This is a genomic window from Caulobacter sp. Root487D2Y (assembly GCF_001427165.1).
GTDB lineage: Bacteria > Pseudomonadota > Alphaproteobacteria > Caulobacterales > Caulobacteraceae > Caulobacter.
In genome coordinates, this window is sequence record NZ_LMFD01000015.1 from 80,185 (window position 1) to 96,253 (window position 16,069).

At 68.1% G+C, this 16,069-nt stretch carries 13 protein-coding genes and 1 riboswitch; of the genes, 12 read left to right on the top strand and 1 reads right to left on the bottom strand.

Features of this window, described 5'->3' with window-relative positions; all coding sequences use genetic code 11:
- The first annotated feature begins 46 nt into the window (after positions 1-46).
- Both ASD38_RS21880 and moaA read left to right on the top strand, forming a co-directional pair.
- The gene (locus ASD38_RS21880) at positions 47-1,222 is read left to right on the top strand and encodes an NnrS family protein (RefSeq protein WP_056447023.1); all 1,176 of its coding nucleotides are present in this window, start codon (positions 47-49) and stop codon (positions 1,220-1,222) included.
- Between the two features lie 57 nt (positions 1,223-1,279).
- Positions 1,280-1,417: riboswitch (molybdenum cofactor riboswitch) on the top strand.
- Positions 1,407-2,384: a GTP 3',8-cyclase MoaA gene (gene moaA, locus ASD38_RS21885; RefSeq protein WP_056463454.1), complete on the top strand. Its 978-nt coding sequence runs from the start codon at positions 1,407-1,409 to the stop codon at positions 2,382-2,384. (Overlaps the previous riboswitch by 11 nt.)
- A gap of 9 nt (positions 2,385-2,393) precedes the next feature.
- Here the strand turns inward: moaA and ftrB are convergent, their stop codons facing one another.
- Positions 2,394-3,164: a transcriptional activator FtrB gene (gene ftrB, locus ASD38_RS21890; protein ID WP_056463634.1), complete on the bottom strand. Its 771-nt coding sequence runs from the start codon at positions 3,162-3,164 to the stop codon at positions 2,394-2,396.
- Between the two features lie 270 nt (positions 3,165-3,434).
- Between ftrB and ASD38_RS24115 the strand changes: the two genes are divergently transcribed.
- From ASD38_RS24115 to ASD38_RS21940, 10 genes are all read left to right on the top strand, one after another.
- Positions 3,435-4,793 carry an MFS transporter gene (locus ASD38_RS24115; RefSeq protein WP_056463457.1) on the top strand — a complete coding sequence of 453 codons (1,359 nt, stop codon included), beginning with the start codon at positions 3,435-3,437 and terminating at the stop codon, positions 4,791-4,793.
- A gap of 17 nt (positions 4,794-4,810) precedes the next feature.
- Entirely contained in the window at positions 4,811-6,226 is a 1,416-nt protein-coding gene (locus ASD38_RS24120) for an MFS transporter (RefSeq protein WP_056463460.1), read from the top strand.
- On the top strand, positions 6,223-9,954 hold the full coding sequence (locus ASD38_RS21905; protein WP_056463462.1) for a nitrate reductase subunit alpha: 3,732 nt from the start codon (positions 6,223-6,225) through the stop codon (positions 9,952-9,954). Before ASD38_RS24120 ends, ASD38_RS21905 begins: the two co-directional genes overlap by 4 nt.
- Positions 9,951-11,474 carry a nitrate reductase subunit beta gene (gene narH, locus ASD38_RS21910; protein WP_056447040.1) on the top strand — a complete coding sequence of 508 codons (1,524 nt, stop codon included), beginning with the start codon at positions 9,951-9,953 and terminating at the stop codon, positions 11,472-11,474. Before ASD38_RS21905 ends, narH begins: the two co-directional genes overlap by 4 nt.
- Positions 11,475-11,478: 4 nt before the next feature.
- A complete protein-coding gene (gene narJ / locus ASD38_RS21915) occupies positions 11,479-12,198 on the top strand; it encodes a nitrate reductase molybdenum cofactor assembly chaperone (RefSeq protein WP_056447042.1) in 720 nt (239 codons plus the stop codon).
- Positions 12,199-12,200: 2 nt separating this feature from the next.
- Positions 12,201-12,980 (top strand): respiratory nitrate reductase subunit gamma, encoded by a 780-nt coding sequence (gene narI, locus ASD38_RS21920; protein ID WP_056447046.1) that lies wholly within the window; start codon positions 12,201-12,203, stop codon positions 12,978-12,980.
- A gap of 3 nt (positions 12,981-12,983) precedes the next feature.
- Entirely contained in the window at positions 12,984-14,090 is a 1,107-nt protein-coding gene (locus ASD38_RS21925) for a peptidylprolyl isomerase (protein ID WP_056463465.1), read from the top strand.
- Between the two features lie 89 nt (positions 14,091-14,179).
- Complete coding sequence (locus ASD38_RS21930; RefSeq protein WP_056447051.1) at positions 14,180-14,737, top strand: hemerythrin domain-containing protein; 558 nt, start codon at positions 14,180-14,182, stop codon at positions 14,735-14,737.
- Positions 14,734-15,396 carry a carbonic anhydrase gene (locus tag ASD38_RS21935; protein ID WP_056447054.1) on the top strand — a complete coding sequence of 221 codons (663 nt, stop codon included), beginning with the start codon at positions 14,734-14,736 and terminating at the stop codon, positions 15,394-15,396. The genes ASD38_RS21930 and ASD38_RS21935 overlap by 4 nt, the downstream gene beginning before the upstream one ends.
- 2 nt (positions 15,397-15,398) lie before the next feature.
- The gene (locus ASD38_RS21940) at positions 15,399-16,043 is read left to right on the top strand and encodes a molybdenum cofactor guanylyltransferase (protein WP_056447057.1); all 645 of its coding nucleotides are present in this window, start codon (positions 15,399-15,401) and stop codon (positions 16,041-16,043) included.
- Positions 16,044-16,069: the final 26 nt, after the last annotated feature.

A 16,069-nucleotide genomic window follows, 5' to 3' on the forward strand; every position in this document is an offset into this window, starting at 1 on the left:
GACCGGCATCAAGGCGGCGGGGGGCCGTCCGACCTATACATCCGTCATGTCCACCGCAGCCGCCCGCCGCGCCTATCGCGGCCCCGCCTTCTTCAGCTTCGGCTTCCGGCCCTTCTATCTGATGGGCGCCCTTTGGTCGGCCCTGGTCGTCCCGCTCTGGCTCTGGAGCTATCTGGCGGGCGGGCCCGGCATGCTGACGCGCGACTGGCACGTGCACGAGATGCTGTTCGGCTTCCTGGCCGCCGTGATCGCGGGCTTCCTGACCACGGCGGTGCCCAACTGGACGGGGCGGATGCCGATCATCGGCGCCCCGCTTGCGCAACTGGCGGGCCTGTGGCTGGCCGGACGCGTGGCCATGCTGTTCCAGGCCAGCCTGGGCGCCGTCGCCACGGGGGTCATCGACAGCCTCTTCCTCGTGGTCTTCGCCGGCGTGATCTGGCGTGAGGTCCTGGCGGGCCGCAACTGGCGCAATCTGCCCGTCTGCGGCCTGGTGACCGCCCTGGCCCTGGGCAACATCGCCTTCCACGTCCACGGCGTCACCTGGGCGTCGGCGCTGGGCGAGCGGCTGGCCCTGGGGGTGGCGGCCTTGCTGATCGCCCTGATCGGCGGGCGCATCACGCCCAGTTTCACCCGCAACTGGCTGAAGGCCCGGGGCGCCGGCGCCCAGCCCGCCGTGTTCGACCGGATCGATCAAGCCGCCCTGGCCCTGACCGGCGTCGCCGCCGCGAGCTGGGCGGTTCTTCCCGACGCCCTGTTCAGCGGCGCTCTATTGGCCCTGGCCGGCCTGACCAACCTTGTCCGCCTGGCGCGCTGGAGCGGCTGGGCCACGCGATCAGAGCCCCTCGTCTGGGTCCTGCACCTTGGCTATGGCTGGCTTGGCCTGAGCCTGCTGCTCCTGGGCGCCTCGGTGCTCGATCCGGCCATTCCCCGCACCGCCGGGATCCACGCCCTGACCGCCGGCGCCGTGGGCGTCATGACCCTGGCGGTCATGACCCGCTCGAGCCGCGGGCACAGCGGGCGCGATCTGCACGCCGACGCGGCGACCACCGCCGTCTATGTGGCGATCAACGCCGCGGCCGTGGCCCGCGTCGCCGCCCCGTTCACCGGCCTCTGGCAGCAGAACCTGCTGATGGTTTCCGCCTTCCTTTGGATCCTGGCCTTCGCCGGTTTCGCGGCCAGCTATGGCCCGATGCTGGTGCTTCCGCGCCCGCTCAGGGCTTGACCGTTATCAAGTCCTGCGGCGCCCCGGGTCATGGCCCGCGGCGCCGTCCAGGCCTACCGATAGATCTCGCTCCGAGCGTCCAGGCCTAAAGCGCACCCGCGCCATGGCCCGGCCGCCGCGCCGGTTCGCCGGCAAGGGTGACGGGGGAAACGCCGTCGCCTCCCTTGCTTGGAAAGGAGCCCGCATGGGACGTCTGGTTGACGGCTTTGGCCGTCGCTTCCGCTATCTGCGCCTCTCGGTCACCGAGGTGTGCAACTACCGCTGCACCTACTGCCTGCCCGACGGCTTCAAGAAGTCCGGGGCGATGAGCTTCCTGACCCCCGACGAGATCGATCGCGTGGTGCGCGCCTTCGCCGGCTTCGGCGTCGCCAAGTTGCGCCTGACCGGCGGCGAGCCCAGCGTGCGGCGCGACCTGGTCGAGATCATCGCCCGCGCCGCGGCCACGCCGGGCATCGACAAGGTGGCCGTCACCACCAACGGCTGGAACCTTCGACGCAACGCCGCCGCCTGGCGCGACGCCGGCCTGACCAATCTCAATGTCAGCATCGACTCGCTGGATCCCGCCGCGTTCCACCGCATCACCGGCCATGATCAGCTGAAGGAGGTCGTCGCCGGGCTCGACCTGGCCCTGGCGCTGGGAACGCCCACGGTGAAGGTCAACGCCGTCCTGCTGCGCGACACCGTCGAAACCGGCTTCGACGCCTTCACCGACTTCGTCCGCGACCGGCCGATTTCCTTGCGCTTCATCGAACTGATGCGCACCGGCGACAACGCCGCCTATTTCGACGACCAGCACGTCTCCGGCGTCGACCTGCAGGGCTGGCTGGCGGCGCGCGGCTGGACGCCGGTGGCCAAGGCCTTCGACGATGGGCCCGCGACCGACTATGCGCACCCCGACAATGCCGGCCGCATCGGCCTGATCGCGCCCTACGCGCCGGGCTTCTGCGACAGCTGCAACCGCCTGCGCGTGACCTCCAGGGGCGCGCTGCGCCTGTGCCTGTTCGGCGAACTGGGCGTCAATCTGCGCGACCTTCTGGTCCCCGGCCAGGAAGAGGCTCTGCAGGCGCGCATCCAGGCGGCCCTGGTCGGCAAGCCGGCGGGCCATCGGCTACACGAAAACAACAGCGGCGACACCCGCCAGCTCGCGCAGTTCGGCGGCTGACTGAAGGTCCTAGGAGCCCGTGCGCTGGTGGCGGTCCGTGGGCCAGCGCTCGCGCTGGGCCTTGCCGATCGGCGCGTCGGTGGGCGGCGTGTGGTTGTCGATCAGGGGATCGGGCTTGGCCAGGCGCTCCAGCACCGAAGGTCGCGCGATCGTCACCTGCGGGCCGTTGATGACCACCCCGTAGTCGGCGATCGAGGCGAAGGCCCGCGACAGGTTTTCCGGAGTCATGCCCAGCACCGAGGCCAGGAGGCGCTTTTCGTGCGGCAGGGTGAAGGTGTCCGCGCCGCCCTGGCGGATCTTCTGGGTGATCAGGTAGTTGGCGAGGCGCTCGAGACCGCCGCGCAGCTTCTGGCTCTTGATGGCGCGAACCAGGCCGCGATAGCAGCCAGACAGCTCCTGGGCCACGGCGACCGAGAAGGCCGCGTCCTCCCTCATCGCCCGCCGCAGGGCCTCGCCCGACAGCATCAGGATGTCGGAGCGCTCGATGGTCTGGGCGCTCATCAGGGCGTCGGCGTCCAGCACCACGGCGGCCAGGATGAAGGTCGAGACCGGCCGCAGCACGGCCAGGGTGGTGTCCTTGTCGTTCCAGCTGGCCCCCAGCTCGACGCTGCCGTCGAGCAGCACATAGAGGAAATCGACGGTGTCGCCCTCGGTGAGCAGGGTGGTCCCGGCCGGGAACTTCTGCAGGAAGGCGCCGCCGGTGACGTCCCGAAACGCCGTGTCCGACATCACGCGAAACAGCGGCAAGCTTCTGACACGGTCCACATCGGCGCTTCTCATCATGCTCCACTCCTGAGCGCGCCAGGTGGCCGGGGCCTTGATGCAGATCAAACTCGCCCGTCACGATTGACATTTATCAAGCGTACGTTTGCGACACCAATAAAACCAAATTGACATTAGCAAACTGCGCTGTTTCGCCGCAGCGATGACTTGCGCGTTATCATCGGTTATTTGCCGGTGCTTGATATCCATCAAATACAGTGAAGACCTGCCCCCGCATTAGGTTGCACGCGGCAAACCATGTCGCGCGTTGCCTTTTCGAGGCCAGACATGAAGACGGCGATCCCATCGCAGCCGGGGGCCGGATCGGCCCTGACGATGAGCACCATCGCCTTCACCGCCTGTTTCGCGGTGTGGACGATCTTCTCGATCATCGGCGTTCGGATCAAACAGGACCTCGGCCTGACCGAGGCGCAGTTCGGCCTGCTGGCCGGCACGCCCATCCTCACCGGTTCGCTGACGCGCGTGTTCCTGGGCGTCTGGACCGAGCAGTACGGCGGGCGCCTGGTCAATCTGCTGGTCATGCTGTCGGCGGCGGCGGCGACCTACCTGCTCTCCCACGCCCACACCTATCCGCAGTTCCTGCTGGCGGCGTTGGGCGTCGGCATGGCCGGCGGCTCGTTCGCGGTCGGGGTGGCCTATGTCGCCAAGTTCTTCCCCAAGGAACGCCAGGGCGCGGCTCTGGGCATCTTCGGGGCCGGCAATGTCGGCGCGGCGGTCACCAAGTTCCTCGCGCCTTTCGTGATGCTGGCCCTGGGCTGGCAGGCCGTGGCGCAGATCTGGGCCGGGGCGCTGGCCCTGCTGGCGCTGGCCTTCTTCTTCTCGACCCGCGACGAGCCTGACCTGCAAGCCCGCCGGCGCACCGGCGCCAAGCCGCAGAACACCGCCGACCAGTTGGTGCCGCTGCGCAAGCTGCAGGTCTGGCGCTTCGCCCTCTACTACTTCTTCGTGTTCGGCGGCTTCGTGGCCCTGGCGCTGTGGCTGCCGCACTATCTGGTCGCGGTCTATCACCTCGACCTCATCACCGCCGGCATGCTGGCGGCCGCCTACTCCATCCCCGGCTCGCTGTTTCGAGTGTTCGGCGGCTACCTGTCGGACAAGATCGGCGCGCGCAAGGTCATGTATCTGACCTTCATCATCAGCGCGATCTGCGCGTTCCTGCTGTCCTATCCGGCCACCAGCTACGTGGTCGACGGCGTGCGCGGCCCGATCGCCTTCCGCCTGGCCACCGGTCTGGCGCCATTCGTGATCCTGCTGTTCGCGCTCGGCTTCGCCATGAGCCTGGGCAAGGCGGCGGTCTTCAAGCACATCCCGGTCTACTACCCCGACCACATCGGTTCGGTCGGCGGCCTCGTCGGCATGGTCGGCGGGCTGGGCGGCTTCGTGCTGCCCATCGCCTTCGGCGCGCTGAACGATCTCACCGGCGTCTGGACCAGCTGCTTCATGCTGCTGTTCGTCCTGGTCGCCGGGGCCCTGACCTGGATGCACCTGGCCATCGGCCGCATGGAGCGCGCCAACGCGCCCCAGCTGGCCGACCTGCCGCAACTTCCCGAAATGGCCGGCCTCAGCCGGGCCGCCTCGACCTCCACCGCGCCCGCCCGGCGCGTCGCCAACCCAACCGCCAGATAGCAAGTAAGGCGCAGTCCATGCCCACGACCAAACAAAGCCCGGTCCTGACCGACTGGCGTCCAGAGGACGCCGACTTCTGGCGCGCGAGCGGAAAAGCCGTCGCCCGTCGCAACCTGTGGATCTCGGTGCCCAACCTCCTGCTGGCCTTCTCGGTCTGGATGGTGTGGTCGATGGTCATCGCCAAGCTCAAGCTGGTCGGCTTCAAGTTCACCACCGAGCAGCTGTTCTGGCTGGCCGCCCTGCCCGCCCTGTCGGGCGCCACCTTGCGGGTGTTCTACAGCTTCATGGTGCCGATCGTCGGCGGCCGGCGCTGGACGGCGCTGACCACCTTGTCCCTGCTCATCCCGGCCATCGGCATCGGGGTGGTGGTGCAGGACCCGACCACGCCCTACGGCGTCTTCGTCGGCCTGGCCCTGGCCTGCGGCCTGGGCGGCGGGAACTTCGCCTCCTCCATGGCCAACATCTCGTTCTTCTTCCCCAAGAGCGAGAAGGGCGCGGCCCTGGGCGTCAACGCCGGGTTCGGCAACCTCGGCGTCAGCGTCATGCAGTTCCTGGTGCCGGTGGTGATCGGCCTGGCGCTGTTCGGCCCCCTGGCCGGCGCGCCGCAGACCATCGTCGATCACGGGGTGACCAAACACATCTGGCTGCAGAACGCCGCCTATGTCTGGGTTCCGTTCATCATCGCCGCCGCCGTGGCGGCCTGGTTCGGCATGAACGACATCGCCTCGGCCAAGGCCTCCTTCGCGGACCAGGCGGTGATCTTCAGCCGCAAGCACAACTGGATCATGTGCTGGCTCTATCTGGGCACCTTCGGCTCGTTCCTCGGCTTCTCGGCCGCCTTCCCGCTGCTGACCAAGACTCTGTTCCCCGACATCAACGTCCTGCAGCTGGCCTTCCTGGGCCCGTTGATCGGCGCGGGCTCGCGCGCCCTGACGGGCGGCGTTTCCGACCGCTTCGGCGGCGACCGCGTCACCCACTGGTCCTTCCTGGCCATGGCCGCGGGCGTGATCGGCGTGCTGGCCGGGGTCGGCGCCTACGGCTCGGCGCCGTCCTTCCCGATCTTCTTCGCCAGCTTCCTGTGGCTGTTCTTCTGGACCGGCGTGGGCAACGCCTCGACCTTCCAGATGATCCCCACCATCGTTCGCGCCGACATGCCCCGGCTGATGCCGCGGGCGACCGCCGAGGCCAGCCAGCGGGCCGCGGAAATGGAGTCGGCGGCCATCGTCGGCTTCACCTCGGCCGTCGGCGCCTTTGGCGGCTTCTTCATCCCCAAGGCGTTCGGCGACTCGCTCAAGGCCACCGGCAACCCGCAGTTCGCCCTCTACATCTTCCTCGGCTTCTACGTCAGCTGCGTGCTCGTCAACTGGGCCTTCTACGCCCGCAAGACGTCGCTGCTGCGCGCGCCCGCCCTCATCAAGGTTCCCACCCAATGAGCCATACCCTGGATCGCCTCGCGTTCTTCACGCGCAAGACCGAACTGTTCTCCGACGGCCACGGCGTCATGAATGACGACGACCGTACCTGGGAGCAGGCCTATCGGAACCGCTGGCAGCACGACAAGATCGTCCGCTCCACCCACGGCGTGAACTGCACCGGCTCGTGCTCGTGGAAGATCTACGTCAAGGGCGGCATCGTCACCTGGGAAACCCAGCAGACGGACTATCCGCGCACCCGGCCCGATCTTCCCAACCACGAGCCGCGCGGCTGCGCCCGCGGCGCCAGCTACAGCTGGTACCTCTATTCAGCCAACCGGGTGAAATACCCGCTGATCCGCTCGCGGCTGCTGAAGCTGTGGCGGGCGGCGCGGGCCACCCGCACCCCCGTGGCCGCCTGGGCCTCGATCCAGAACGATCCCGCCCAACGCGCCGACTATGTGACGCGGCGCGGCGGCGGCGGTTTCATCCGCGCCACCTGGGACGAGGTCACCGAAATCATCGGCGCGGCCAACGCCTACACGGTCAAGACCTGGGGTCCCGACCGGGTGTTCGGCTTCTCGCCGATCCCGGCCATGTCCATGGTCTCTTACGCCGCCGGGGCGCGTTACCTGCAGCTGATCGGCGGAGTCTGCGGGTCGTTCTACGACTGGTATTGCGACCTGCCCCCCGCCTCGCCCCAGACCTGGGGCGAGCAGACCGACGTGGCCGAGAGCGCCGACTGGTTCAACTCCAGCTTCATGATCCTTTGGGGCTCCAACGTCCCGCAGACCCGCACGCCCGACGCCCACTTCTATACCGAGGCCCGTTATCGCGGCGCCAAGTCGGTGGTGATCTGCCCCGACTATTCGGAGGCCTCCAAGTTCTCCGACCTCTGGTTGGCCGTGAAGCAGGGCACCGACGCGGCCCTGGGCATGGCGTTCGGCCACGTGATCCTCAAGGAGTTCCACGTCGACCGTCAGGTCCCCTACTTCCGCGACTATCTGCGCAAGTATTCCGACCTGCCGATGCTGGTCCGCCTGGTTCCGCAGGATGGCGCCTATGTGCCCGAACGCCTGCTGCGCGCGGCCGAGTTCGACCAGGCCCTGGGCGAGACCAACAATCCCGACTGGAAGACCGTCGCCCTCGACGACGCCACTGGCCAGGTGGTGGTCCCCAACGGCTCGATCGGCTTCCGCTGGGGCGAGGACGGCAAGTGGAACCTGGAGGAAAAGGACGGCGCGGGACGTGAGACCACGCTGCGCCTGGGCCTGAAGGGCGTCCACGACGACGTCGCCGGCGTGCGCTTCCCCTATTTCGGCGGCGCGGCCACCAACGGCTTCGCCATGACCGACCATCCCGACGTCCTGGTGCGCAACGTGCCGGTCAAGCGGATGATGCTGCCCGAGGGCGAGACCCTGGTGGCCTGCGTCTACGACCTGTTCCTGGCCAACTACGGCGTCGATCAGGGTTTCGGCGGCGACCACATGCCGACCGACCATGACGACGTCCAGCCCTACTCGCCGGCCTGGGCCGAAGCCATCACCTCGGTGCCGCGCGAGCAGATCCTGGCCGTGGCCCGCGGCTTCGCCGACAACGCCGAAAAGACCAACGGCAAGTCGATGATCATCATCGGCGCGGCGATGAACCACTGGTACCACATGGACATGAACTACCGCGCCGCCATCAACATGCTGGTGATGTGCGGATGCGTGGGCCAGTCGGGCGGCGGCTGGTCGCACTATGTCGGCCAGGAAAAGCTGCGGCCGCAGACTGGCTGGGCCCCGCTGGCCTTCGCCACCGACTGGGTCAAGCCGCCTCGCCAGCAGAACTCCACCTCGTTCTTCTACGCCCACAGCAACCAGTGGCGTTACGAGACCGTCGGCATGGACGAGATCCTCTCGCCGACCGCGCCCGAGGGCGTGTGGAACGGTTCGATGATCGACTTCAACGCCAAGGCCGAACGCCTGGGCTGGCTGCCCTCGGCTCCCGCCCTGAAGACCAACCCGCTGGAGGTCGCCAAGGCCGCCGCCGCCGCGGGCCAGGACCCCAGGGCCTATGCCCTGGAGCAGCTCAAGGGCGGCAACCTGCAGATGTCGTGCATGGATCCCGACGATCCGGCCAACTGGCCGCGCAACATGTTCGTCTGGCGCTCCAATCTCCTGGGCTCCTCGGGCAAGGGCCACGAATACTTCCTCAAGCACCTGCTGGGCGCGTCGCACGGCGTGCAGGGCAAGGACCTGGGCCAGACTGGCGGGGTCAAGCCCACCGAGGTCGCGTGGCATGACAAGGCGCCGGAGGGAAAGCTCGACCTGCTGGTGACGCTCGACTTCCGGATGTCGACCACGGCGGTCTATTCCGACATCGTCCTGCCCACCGCCACCTGGTACGAGAAGAACGACCTCAACACGTCCGACATGCACCCCTTCATCCACCCGCTGAGCGCGGCCGTGGACCCGGCTTGGGAGTCGAAATCGGACTGGGAGATCTTCAAGGCCATCGCCAAGGCCTTCTCCAAGGTCGCCCCTGAGGTGTTGGGTGTCGAAAAGGACGTCGTCCTGACCCCGATCCAGCACGACAGCGCCGCCGAACTGGCCCAGCCGTTCGACGTCCGCGACTGGTCCAAGGGCGAGTGCGAGGCGATCCCCGGCAAGACCATGCCGCAGATCACCATCGTCGAGCGTGACTATCCCAACACCTACAAGCGCTTCACGGCGCTGGGTCCGCTGCTGGCCCAGAGCGGCAACGGCGGCAAGGGCATCGGCTGGAAGACCGACCACGAGGTCGATCTGCTCAAGGCGCTGAACGGCGTGGTCCTCGAAGAGGGCGCGACCCAGGGCCTGGCCCGCATCGACAGCGATATCGACGCCTGCGAGACCATCCTGATGCTGGCGCCGGAGACCAATGGCGAGGTGGCGGTCAAGGCCTGGGAAGCGCTCGAAAAGCAGACCGGCCGCGAACACGTCCACCTGGCCCTGCCCAAGGAAGACGAGAAGATCCGCTTCCGCGACCTCCTGGCCCAGCCGCGCAAGATCATCACCTCGCCGACCTGGTCGGGCATCGAGAGCGAGAAGGTCTGCTACACGGCCAGCTACACCAACGTCCACGAGCTGATCCCGTGGAGGACCCTGACCGGCCGTCAGCAGCTGTATCAGGATCACCTGTGGATGCGGGCGTTCGGCGAGGCCCTTTGCGTCTACCGCCCGCCCATCGACCTGAAGACCACCCACGTCATGGGCGCCAAGCCCAACGGCGAGAAGGAGATCGTCCTCAACTTCATCACGCCGCACCAGAAGTGGGGGATCCACTCCACCTACAGCGACAACCTGATGATGCTGACGCTCAACCGCGGGGGTCCCGTGGTCTGGGTGTCGGAGGTCGACGCCAAGAAGGCGGGTCTGGTCGACAACGACTGGATCGAGGTCTTCAACGCCAACGGCGCCCTGACCGCGCGGGTGGTGGTGTCCCAGCGGATCCGTGAGGGCACGACCTTCATGTATCACGCCCAGGAAAAGATCGTGAACACCCCCGGGTCTCAGATCACCGGCCTGCGCGGCGGCATCCACAACTCGTGCACCCGCACCGTGCTCAAGCCGACCCACATGATCGGCGGCTACGCCCAACTCGCCTACGGCTTCAACTACTACGGCACCGTCGGTTCCAACCGCGATGAATTCGTGGTCGTCCGCAAGATGACCAAGATCGATTGGCTGGAAGAACCGCTCGTTCAGAAGGATTTCGCCCAATGAAGGTGCGAGCGCAAATCGGCATGGTGCTGAACCTCGACAAGTGTATCGGGTGTCACACCTGCTCGGTCACCTGCAAGAACGTCTGGACCAACCGCGAGGGCGTCGAATACGCCTGGTTCAACAACGTCGAGACCAAGCCTGGCATCGGCTTTCCCAAGGATTGGGAGAACCAGAAGAAGTGGAACGGCGGCTGGATCCGCAAGGCCAACGGCAAGATCGAACCCAAGATGGGCGCCAAATGGCGCATCCTGGCCAAGATCTTCGCCAACCCCGATCTGCCGGAAATCGACGACTATTACGAGCCGTTCGATTTCGACTACGCCCATCTCCAGAACGCTCCGGAGATGAAGCACTTCCCGACCGCGCGGCCGCGCTCGAAGATCACCGGCCAGCGCATGGAGAAGATCGAATGGGGCCCCAACTGGGAGGAAATCCTGGGCGGGGAATTCTCCAAGCGCTCCGCCGACGCCAACTTCGAGGGCATCGAGAAGGAGATCTACGGGCAGTTTGAAAACACCTTCATGATGTACCTGCCCAGGCTGTGCGAGCACTGCCTGAACCCGGCCTGCGTGGCCGCCTGTCCCTCGGGCGCGATCTACAAGCGCGAAGAGGACGGCATCGTCCTGATCGACCAGGACAAGTGCCGCGGCTGGCGGATGTGCGTCTCGGCCTGTCCCTACAAGAAGATCTACTACAACTGGGAATCGGGAAAATCCGAGAAGTGCACCTTCTGCTTCCCGCGCATCGAGGTGGGTCTGCCGACCGTGTGTTCGGAGACCTGCGTGGGCCGCATCCGCTATCTGGGCGTGCTGCTCTATGACGCCGACCGCATCCAGGCCGCCGCCGCGACGCCCGACGAGAAGGACCTCTACCAGGCCCAGCTCGACATCTTCCTGGATCCCAACGATCCGGCGGTGATCGCCCAGGCGCGCGCCGACGGCGTTCCCGAGGCCTGGCTCGACTCGGCCCGCAAGAGCCCGGTCTACAAGATGGCCGTCGACTGGAAGATCGCCTTCCCGCTCCACCCCGAATACCGGACCCTGCCCATGGTCTGGTACGTGCCGCCGCTGTCGCCGATCCAGTCGGCCGCCTCGTCCGGCGCGCTGGAAATGGACGGCGACATGCCCGACGTCGCCTCGTTGCGCATTCCGGTCCGCTACCTGGCTAACCTGCTGACCGGCGGCAACGAGCCGCCGGTGGTCCAGGCGCTGGAACGCATGCTGGCCATGCGCGGCTACATGCGCGCCAAGACCGTGCACGGGCGCATCGACCACGCCATCGCCGGCAAGGTCGGGCTGACCGCCGCCCAGGTGGAGGACATGTATCGCTACATGGCCATCGCCAACTACGAGGACCGCTTCGTCATCCCCTCGGCCCACCGCGAAGCCGCCGAGGACGCCTACGACCTGCGCGGTTCCTGCGGTTTCACCTTCGGCAACGGCTGCTCGGGCGGCCGCACCGAATTGGGCCTGTTCGGCGCCAATCCGCGCTCGCGCGCCAAAAACCCGATGGAGGCGTAAGCCGATGGCCCGCACCTACAAGGCGCTTGCCCTGCTGCTGACCTATCCCACCCCGGAACTGCAGCAAACCGCCCCCTATGCGCTCGGGGAGATCATTCAAGAGAACCTGCTGACGCCGGCCCTGACCAAGGCGCTGGCGCGGCTGGTCTCGATCCTCGCCGACGGCGACATCTACGACCTGCAGGAGAGCTACACCGAGCTCTTCGACCGCACGCGTTCGCTGTCGCTGAACCTCTACGAGCACGTCCATGGCGAAAGCCGCGACCGCGGCGAGGCGATGGTGGCGCTCCTGGAGCTCTACCGCACCAAGGGCCTGGACCTGACGGCCAACGAACTGCCGGACTTCCTGCCGGTGTTCCTGGAGTTCCTGTCGATCCTGCCCGACGCCGAGGCCGCCTCGCTGCTGGGCGAAGCCACCCACGTGCTGGACGCGATGGGCGAGCGCCTGAAGAAGCGCGACAGCGCCTATCGCGCGGTGTTCGGGGCCCTGGCCAGCCTGGCCTCGCAAAAGGCCGATCCGGCCGTGCTCGCGGCCCTGCTGAGCGAGCCCGACGAGAATCCCGACGACCTTGAGGCCCTCGACAAGGCCTGGGCCGAAACCGCCGTCACCTTCGGTCCCTCCGACGTCGGCTGCCCCAAGGCCGGCGCCCTGGTCGAGGCCATGCAGGCCGAAACTGGCCGCGTCCCGCGTCGGCCCCGCGCCAGCGCCGCTCAAGGAGTCTAGTCATGGGCCTGCTCAACCAATTCCTGTTCGGGGTCTATCCCTACATCTGCCTGGCGGTGCTGGTGCTGGGCTGCGTGCTGCGCTTCGACCGCGAGCAGTACACTTGGCGGTCGGGCTCCTCGCAGTTGCTGCGCCGCCGCCAACTGGTGGCGGGATCGGTGATGTTCCACCTCGGCGTCCTGGTCATCTTCGGCGGCCATTTCGTCGGCCTGCTGACGCCGATCTGGGTGTTCGACGCCCTGGGCGTCCCGCACGGAGCCAAGCAGATCCTGGCCATGGTCGCCGGCGGCCTCGCCGGAATTCTATGCCTGGCCGGCGGCCTGCTGCTGCTGCATCGGCGGCTGTTCGACCCGCGCATCCGCAAGACCTCCAGCTTCAGCGACATCGCCATCCTGGTGATCCTGATGGTGCAGCTGATGCTGGGCCTGTCGACCATCGCGATCTCCGCCCATCACCTGGACGGACACGAGATGATCAAGTTCATGTTCTGGGCCCAGGGCGTCTTCACCTTCAAGCCGGGGGTGGCCGCCTACGTCGCCGACGTGCATCCGATCTTCAAGCTGCACCTGGTGCTGGGGATGACCATCCTGCTGTTGTTCCCGTTCACCCGCCTGGTCCACATGCTTTCGGCGCCGATCTGGTACCTGAACCGCCGCGGGTGGCAGCTGGTCCGGACCACCCGTCGCCTGCCGATCAAGCCGGAGGCCGCGGCCCCGACCTACCGCGACGCCGTCAGCCCGCCCTGGCCGAACGCCACCTCCGCCTTCAAGGCTCGGGAGTAGACGATGACCGCCACCACCGTTGTCGACGGCGTCGAGATCCCCGAATTCCTGATCGCCAAGGAAGCCCAGAACCATCCCAGCGCTTCGGCGGGCGAGGCCCGGCGGGCGGCCGGCAAGGCCCTGGCCGTACGCGCCCTGCTTCTGCATCGCGCCGACGAACTGGGACTGCGTCCCGAGCCGCAAATCGACGAGATGGGCCGCGAGGAGACGGACGAAGAGGCTCTGATCCGCGCCGTTCTCGACGAGGAAGTCGAGATCGAAACCCCGTCCGTCGCGCTTTGCCGTCACATCTACGACACCCAGCGCAACCGCTTCACCAGTCCGGCCCTCGTAGAGGCCGCCCACATCCTCATCGCGCCGGCCAGCCCGGACGATGCGGATTGGGAGGCCGCCCGCCGGGTCGCGCTGGACGCGGTGCAGACCCTGACCCGAACCCCGGGGCAGTTCGCCGCCCTGGCCAAGTCCCTGTCCGCCTGCCCTTCCGCCGAGGTCGGCGGCTCGCTGGGCCAGCTCGGTCCGGGCGACGTGGTCGGCGAGATCGAGCAGGCCCTGTCGGGGCTGCGGCCCGGGGAAATCCTGGACCGTCCGGTGCGGTCGCGGTTCGGGTGGCACGTGCTCAAGCTGGACCGCCGCATCGAGGGGCGCGAACTGCCCTTCGACTATGTCGAGGACAAGATCCGGCTGCATCTGGAAAGCCGGGCCTGGACGGCGGCGGCCACCCGCTACGTCTCGGATCTGGCCGAGCGGGCCCGCGACCGGGGCGTGGCCTTCAGCCTGACTCCCGACGGGCGCTTCGACACCGGCGCCCTGTCGCTGGGCCAGCTCCTGGCCGGCGCCTCGGCGGCCGGTTTGGAGGCCTGGCTCGACGCCTCCGATCCGGACTTGGCCGAACGGGTGCGCGCGGCGGCTCTCGGCGCCGGGATCGATCTGGAGGCTTTCGTCCAGCGCGCGGTCCACGACTTCGTCAACACCGCCGGCGACGAGTCCTGGACCCATCTGATCTCCGCCGCCCAAGGCGCCGAGGACCCGGCGGTGGCCGCCATCGCCTCGCTGCTCCGCACCAGGCTCACGCCCAAGGCGCGCGCCTACACGATCTTCCGGAAGGTCTAGGGCGCCATGCGGATTCACCGGTCGCGCAAAGTCGAGGCGACCGCCGGCCCGCGCGCTTTGGCGCGGGGCCCGGCCGAGGCGAGAAGGCCATGACGACGAGCACCATCGAGTCCATTCCTCCGCGCCTTCTGGCCGAACCCATCGAATGGTTCTTCGCCGAGCATTATCGCCACCGGCAGGCCTGCAAGATGATCGAGGAGGTCGCGGCCGCCATGGTGTTCGACCGGCCTCGGGTCATCGAACTGATCGTCTTCCTGGATCAGGACCTGCCCCTGCATGTGATCGACGAGGAAGAGGACTTCTTTCCGCTGCTGCGTCGTCGCTGCGAGCCCGGAGACGATGTCGAACGGGTGCTAGGCATGCTGTCGGCCGAGCATCGGGCCGACGTGGTCCAGGCCAGCGCCGTGCGGGATCATCTTCTGGCCTGTTTGGAGACCGAGCGCGCGCCCGGGCTGGACGCGACGCAGCGCAAGGCGATGATCGCCTTCGCCGCTCAGGAGCGCCGCCACCTGGGCCTGGAGAACGCCATCGTCCTGCCGATCGCGCGACTGCGATTGGCTCCCGAAGACCTCACGACCCTGGGCCGTCGGCTGGCGGCCCGCCGCGGGCGGTTGCTCGACGTCGCCGTCGGAGCTGACCAGGCATGAGCGAAGCCCTGCTGGCGGACAACCTCGCCTGGGCGGCGGGCCGCCACGGTGATCGCGACTTCTTCACGCGCCAGGCGGCTCCGCGACAGGCCGAGCACCTCTGGATCGGCTGCGCCTGCAGTCGGCTGTCGGGTCAGGACCTGACCGGCCTGCCGCCCGGCGCGATTTTCGCCCTCGCCAATCTGGGCAATCTCGCCCTGTCCCAGGACATCGGGTTCCTATCCGGCCTGCAGTACGCGCTGGAGGTGCTGAAGGTTCGCCACGTGGTGGTCTGCGGCCATTATGGCTGCGGCGCGATGGGCGCGGCGCTGTCGGACCCGGCGCCGGGCCTGGTCGATCACTGGCTGGCCCCGGTGCGGGCCTTGGCCTGGCGGCATGCCCAGGACCTGGAGACGATCCTCGATCCGGCCGCGCGGGCCAACCGGCTTTGCGAACTCAACGTGGCCGCCCAGCTGGCCCAACTGGCCGCCAATCCGCTGGTCCACGAGACCTGGCGGCGCGGCCAACCCCTCAGTCTGCACGGCTGGATCCACTCGGCGGCCGACGGCCTGCTGCGCGATCTGGAGACCTCGGTCAGCAGCCCGAGACAGGCGATGGCCCTGGTCGGCGGCCCGATGGATCAGGTCGGGCGGCGGCGCGGCAAGCGGAAGGCCTCCTGACCATGACCGAGCCTTGCGTGGCCGTGGTTCTGGCCGGCGGCGCCGGCCGGCGAATGGGCGGCGGCAAGCCCCTCCGCGCCTGGGGCGAGACCTCGCTGCTGGGCCGCGCCCTGGCCCTGGCGCGAAGCTATGCCGACGAGGTGGCCGTCGCCGTCCGGGACGCCGACCAGATCGGCGGCGACGTCGGCGCGCCGCTGCTGTTCGACGATCCCGACGTGCCGGGCCCCCTGGCCGGCCTCGCCTCGGCCCTTGCCTTCGCGCGCGTTCGCGGCGCGGCCAGGGTTCAGGTCCTGGCGTGCGACATGCCGCGCCTGCCGGCCGACCTGACCCCGCGCCTGGCCGCGGCCTTGCGCGCGGGCGCCAAGGTCGCCCTCCCCGCCAGCAACGGTCGCCTGCATCCGGTCTGCGGCCTATGGAGCATCGCGGTGGAACCGCTGTTGGCCGACTATCTGGCCCGGGACCGTTCATCGCTTCGGGGCCTGGCGGCGGTCAGCGGCCAGGCCGTGGTCGACTGGGGAACGATCCAGCCCGACCCGTTCGTCAACCTCAACACCCTGGCCGAACTCCAGGCCCAGCAACCGCCGCGGCAATCTGGCTTGCGGTGGATCAAGGTCCAGCGCGGCGCGGTCGATCAGACTGCGGTCTAGGAGACCACCGATGCCCGAACCCGCCG

Coding starts and splice junctions, on each gene's coding strand:
- narJ (WP_056447042.1), top strand. CDS start 11,479: ATGGCCCGCACCTACAAGGCGCTTGCCCTGCTGCTGACCTATCCCACC.
- narI (WP_056447046.1), top strand. CDS start 12,201: ATGGGCCTGCTCAACCAATTCCTGTTCGGGGTCTATCCCTACATCTGC.
- ftrB (WP_056463634.1), bottom strand. CDS start 3,164: ATGAGAAGCGCCGATGTGGACCGTGTCAGAAGCTTGCCGCTGTTTCGC.
- ASD38_RS21935 (WP_056447054.1), top strand. CDS start 14,734: ATGAGCGAAGCCCTGCTGGCGGACAACCTCGCCTGGGCGGCGGGCCGC.
- ASD38_RS21880 (WP_056447023.1), top strand. CDS start 47: ATGTCCACCGCAGCCGCCCGCCGCGCCTATCGCGGCCCCGCCTTCTTC.
- ASD38_RS21930 (WP_056447051.1), top strand. CDS start 14,180: ATGACGACGAGCACCATCGAGTCCATTCCTCCGCGCCTTCTGGCCGAA.
- ASD38_RS24115 (WP_056463457.1), top strand. CDS start 3,435: ATGAAGACGGCGATCCCATCGCAGCCGGGGGCCGGATCGGCCCTGACG.
- ASD38_RS21905 (WP_056463462.1), top strand. CDS start 6,223: ATGAGCCATACCCTGGATCGCCTCGCGTTCTTCACGCGCAAGACCGAA.
- ASD38_RS21925 (WP_056463465.1), top strand. CDS start 12,984: ATGACCGCCACCACCGTTGTCGACGGCGTCGAGATCCCCGAATTCCTG.
- ASD38_RS21940 (WP_056447057.1), top strand. CDS start 15,399: ATGACCGAGCCTTGCGTGGCCGTGGTTCTGGCCGGCGGCGCCGGCCGG.
- ASD38_RS24120 (WP_056463460.1), top strand. CDS start 4,811: ATGCCCACGACCAAACAAAGCCCGGTCCTGACCGACTGGCGTCCAGAG.
- narH (WP_056447040.1), top strand. CDS start 9,951: ATGAAGGTGCGAGCGCAAATCGGCATGGTGCTGAACCTCGACAAGTGT.
- moaA (WP_056463454.1), top strand. CDS start 1,407: ATGGGACGTCTGGTTGACGGCTTTGGCCGTCGCTTCCGCTATCTGCGC.